This is a genomic window from Streptomyces phytophilus, assembly GCF_013870535.1.
In the GTDB taxonomy this organism is placed as follows: Bacteria; Actinomycetota; Actinomycetes; order Streptomycetales; family Streptomycetaceae; genus Streptomyces; species Streptomyces phytophilus.
The window spans coordinates 1-4,475 of record NZ_JACBXC010000448.1 but is presented as its reverse complement, the minus strand read 5'-3'; the positions used below and the strand labels follow the sequence as shown (position 1 = coordinate 4,475).

4 protein-coding genes are annotated in these 4,475 nt (G+C 74.5%); 2 read left to right on the top strand and 2 right to left on the bottom strand.

Going from position 1 to position 4,475, the window contains the following annotated elements; genetic code table 11:
* The first annotated feature begins 19 nt into the window (after positions 1-19).
* Positions 20-1,270 (top strand): low temperature requirement protein A, encoded by a 1,251-nt coding sequence (locus H5J30_RS18900; protein ID WP_309505571.1) that lies wholly within the window; start codon positions 20-22, stop codon positions 1,268-1,270.
* On the opposite strand, the gene H5J30_RS18895 is transcribed toward H5J30_RS18900, so the two are convergent.
* Together H5J30_RS18895 and murA are read right to left on the bottom strand one after the other, a co-directional pair.
* The gene (locus H5J30_RS18895; protein ID WP_309505570.1) at positions 1,245-1,448 is read right to left on the bottom strand and encodes a hypothetical protein; all 204 of its coding nucleotides are present in this window, start codon (positions 1,446-1,448) and stop codon (positions 1,245-1,247) included. The two genes, H5J30_RS18900 and H5J30_RS18895, sit on opposite strands and share 26 nt — an antisense overlap.
* A gap of 93 nt (positions 1,449-1,541) precedes the next feature.
* Positions 1,542-2,849 (bottom strand): UDP-N-acetylglucosamine 1-carboxyvinyltransferase, encoded by a 1,308-nt coding sequence (gene murA, locus H5J30_RS18890; protein WP_181788596.1) that lies wholly within the window; start codon positions 2,847-2,849, stop codon positions 1,542-1,544.
* A gap of 187 nt (positions 2,850-3,036) precedes the next feature.
* Here murA and H5J30_RS18885 point away from each other — a divergent pair.
* Positions 3,037-4,475 (top strand): ATP-binding protein (locus tag H5J30_RS18885; RefSeq protein WP_445194947.1); only part of this gene is annotated, 1,439 nt, incomplete at its 3' end.

Sequence of the window (4,475 nt, the reverse complement as noted above, 5' to 3'; positions counted from 1 at the left end):
CACCGGCGCCGGCGGGCGGGTGGCGCACAGCCGGGTGCCGATGACGGGCCGTGATCCCGACGAGCGCGGCCGGGTGGCGACGCCCCTTGAGCTGCTGTTCGACCTGACGTTCGTGGTCGCCGTCGGCACCGCCGCGTCGTTCCTCGCCGAGATGTCCGCCGGGGACCACCCCGGGCGGGCGGTGGCTGCGTTCGCGCTGGCGATGTTCGCCATCAGCAACGCGTGGATCAACTTCAGCTGGTTCGCGTCCGCGTTCGGCACCGACGACTGGCTCTACCGGTCGCTGACCATGCTGCAGATGATCGGCGTCGTGGTGTTCGCGCTCGGCCTGCCGCCGATGTTCCACTCGGTGGCGGACGGCGACCACCTGGAGATGCGGGCGATCACGATCGGGTACGTCGTGATGCGGATCGCGATGGTGGCGCAGTGGTGGCGCGCCGCCCGGGAGGCGCCCGCGTACCGCCGGGTGGGCATGGCCACGATCCGCTGGACGGTGGCCGTCCAGGCGGGCTGGCTCGCGGTGGCGTTCTCGAAGCTGCCGTTCGGGCCGGTGGTCGCCGCCTTCGGCGTGCTCGCGGCGATGGAACTGCTGCTGCCGGTGCTGACCCAGGGCGGCGCGGGCGGGACGCCCTGGCACCCGCACCATGTCGCCGAGCGGTACGGCCTCTTCGCGATCATCACCCTGGGCGAGGCCGTGGTCGGCACCGTCGCGTCGTCCGGCGGCCTCCTCGGCGGCCCGGACGGCGCCGAGTGGTCGGCGAACGCCGTGGCCGTCGTCGTCGCCGGCGTCGGGCTGACCTTCGGCATGTGGTGGGTGTACTTCACGACGCCCTTCGGCGACATCCTGGTGCACCGGCGCACCCGCGGCTACCTCTTCGGCTACGGGCACATCCCGCTGTTCGCCGCCATCGCGGGCGCCGGCGCGGGGCTGCACGTGGCCGGGCTGTACCTGGAACACGACGCGGAGATCGGCGAGGTCGCCGTGGTGCTCGCCCTGGCGCTGCCCGTCGGCCTGTACCTGCTCGTCGTCTACCTGCTGCACGCCCTGCTGCTGTCCGGCGGGGACCGCTACCACCTGCTCCAGTCCACCCTGACGCTGGCGGTGCTGGGCGCGGCGGTGCTGATGGGCGCGGCGGACCTGCCGGTCGCCGTCTGCCTGCTGGTGGTGGTACTCGCCCCGTTCGTCCCCGTCGTCGGCTACGAGACGGTCGGCCACCGGCGGCAGCGCCGGATGCTGGCGCAGCTCACAGCCCGCCGTTCCCCGTCGTGAGCAGGAACTTGCCCACCGCCACCAGCAGCCCGAAGAAGACCGCGACGCCGATCAGCACCACGGACAGGCCGCGCGCCGCGCGCTGCGAGCGCCCCGACAGCCGCCGCGGCGAGTCGTCCGCCTGCCGGAAGCCCGCGGCCACCACCCCGGCCCCGCCCAGCAGCACGGCGGCAGCCACCCACCACCACTCCACGTCCGTCCCCTCCCGGTTCCCGTCCCGGACGACGTATCCCGTATGCCGTACGCCCGGCCCCGCGCACCCCCGGGTGCGCTACTCCTCGCGGCTGCGCAGCTCCAGGCCGAGCGCGCGGAACTGCTCGACGGGCCGGTGGTAGCCGCGCTCGATGTGGTGCACCCCGCGCAGCGTCGAGCCGCCGGTGGCGACCGCCGCGGCCAGCACGGCGGAGAACCCGGCGCGGATGTCGGGCATCGTGACGTCGCCGCCGCGCAGGCTGCTGACGCCGCGCACGACGGCGGAGTGCAGCGCGCCCGTGTCGTGGTAGCGGCAGGCGGGGCCGCCCAGGCAGGTGTCGTACACCTCGATCTCGGCGCCCATGCCCTGCAGCGCGGAGACGTACGCCAGCCGGTTCTCGTACACCGTCTCGTGCAGCACCGACATCCCCTCGGCCTGCGTGAAGAGCACCATCAGCGGGGTCTGCCAGTCGGTGGCGAAGCCCGGGTGGGTGTCGGTCTGCACGGCCGCGGCGCGCAGCGGGCGCGGGGCCGACGCGCTGATCCACTCGTCGGTGATCTCGAACCGGGCGCCCATCCGCGCCAGCGTGGTGATCGGCGTCACCAGCCGGTCCTGCGGGCAGCCGTGCACCCGCACCTCTCCCCCGGTGACCAGCCCGGCGACCAGGTAGGAGAACGCCTCGATCCGGTCGCCGCCCAGCCGGGTGGTGGCGCCGCCGAGCGCGTCGACGCCCTCGACGACGATGCGGCGGTCCGGGTAGAGGGAGATCCGCGCGCCCATCCGCTGGAGGAAGAGCGCCAGCTCGACGATCTCCGGCTCGGTGGCGGCGTTGCGGATGACGGTGCGGCCCTCGGCCCGTACGGCGGTCAGCAGCACCGTCTCGGTGGCGCCGACGCTGGGGTACGGCAGGTCGACGCGGGTGCCGCGCAGCCGGGCGGCGCGGGCGTGGATGCCGTCCTCCGCCAGCTCCACCTCGGCGCCGAAGCGGCGCAGCGCGTCCAGGTGGAAGTCGACCGGACGGCGGCCGATGGGGTCGCCGCCGACCATCGGCACGAACGCCTCGCCGGTCAGGTGCAGCAGCGGCCCGAGCAGCAGGATCGGGATGCGGTTGAGCCCCGTGAACGCCTTGTCGACGCTCGGGTCCGCCACCGGTCCCGGCACGACGGTGACCTCGCCGTCGGTGCGCTCGACCTTCGTGCCCACGTGCTCCAGCATCCGGGCGGTGATGCCGACCTCGCCGACGTCGGGCGCGTTGCGTATGGTGCTCGGCCCGGAGCCCAGCATCGCGGCCACCATGTGCTTGCTGACCGCGTTCTTGGCGCCGCGCACGGTGACGTCGCCGCGCAGCGGTCCGGACGGCTCGATCTGCCACAGCTTCCCATTCACCCGTGCAGCCTACGACCGCGCCCCGGGGGCCCCTCCCCCGGCCCCGTACCGGCTCCCTTACCACCTCCCGCCGGCGCCGTCGTCCCGAACGGGTGAGGGTGGTCGCGCGGCCTACACGCTGTGCAGTTATCTGCGTACGCTGTGGTGGGACCGCGACCACGACGTGGACGACTGCCCCGGGGGTGCCATGGGATTCGGCTTCGGCCAGCGGCGCGGCGGTGAACTCCCCGTGGAGCTCACCGGCTTCGTCGGCAGGACGGAGGAGATCGCCCTGATCCGCGCCGAGTTGGCGCGATCGCGGCTCGTCACGCTGGCCGGCCCCGGCGGGGTCGGCAAGAGCCGCACGGCGATGCGCGCCGCCGCCGGGCTCACCGCCCGCTTCCCGGACGGCGTGTGGCTGGCCGAGCTGTCGGGGCTGCGGGACCCGGAGCTGCTGCTCACCTCGCTCGCCGCGGTGCTGGAGCTGCCCGAGCAGCCGGGCATGGGCACGCTGGACGCGATGGTGGCGCATCTGCGCGAGCGCCAGCTGCTGATCCTCCTCGACACCTGCGAGCACCTGCTCGACGCCTGCGCGATGCTCTCCGACGTGCTGCTGCGCGAGGCCCCCGGCGTCAGCGTGCTCGCCACCAGCCGGCAGCCGCTCGACGTGCCGGGCGAGCGCTGCCTGACGATAGCGCCGCTGGACCCCGCCGAGTCGCTGGAGCTGTTCGTGCAGCGCGCGGCGTCCGTGGTCCCGGGATTCGCCGTCACCGACGCCAACCGCGCGCAGCTGCTCGCCCTCGTCGGCCGGCTCGACGGGATGCCGCTGGCGCTGGAGCTGGCCGCGGTCCGGCTGCGCGCGGTGCCGCTCGCGGAGCTGGCCACCCGGCTGGACCGCCGCTTCGAGGTGCTGACCGGCGGCCGGCGCACCGCGCACACCCGGCACCAGACGCTCCGTACCGCCATCGGCTGGTCCCACGAGCTGTGCACCGCACACGAGCGGCTGCTGTGGGCCCGGCTGTCGGTCTTCGCCGGCTCCTTCGACGTCTCGGCCGCCGAGCGGGTGTGCGCGGGCGGGAAGCTGGCGCGCGAGGACGTGCTGCCGGCGCTGATCGGGCTCGTCGACAAGTCCGTTGTCCAGCGCACCGGCGAGGACGGCGACCGCTACCGGCTGCTGGACTCCATCCGCGAGTACGGCGCTGACTGGCTGGCCCGCGCCGGTGACGTCGAGGCCGTACGCGAACGGCACCTGGCGTCCATGCGGGAGCTGGGGCAGCGCTTCTGGGACGAGCTGCTGACCCCGGCGCAGCCCGGGCTGCACGCGGCCGTACGGGACCGGATCGCCGACCTCAGGGTCGCCATGGCCTACGCGTACGACACCCCCGAGCGGGCCCGCGACGGCCTGTGGCTGGCGGCCCAGCTCGCGCCGTACTGGCGGGCCGCGGGCACCCTGTCCGAGGGCCGGCACTGGATCGACAAGGGGCTCGACCTGGCCCCCGCGGTCTGCGAGGAGCGGGCCTGGGGCCTGCTGATGACCGGGATCTTCGGGATCTGGACCGCGGACCTGGGGACGGCGTCGGAGCGCTTCCCGCTGGCGCGGGACGCCGCGCAGCAGGCGGGGACGGAGCGCGTCGGGCGGTTCGCCGA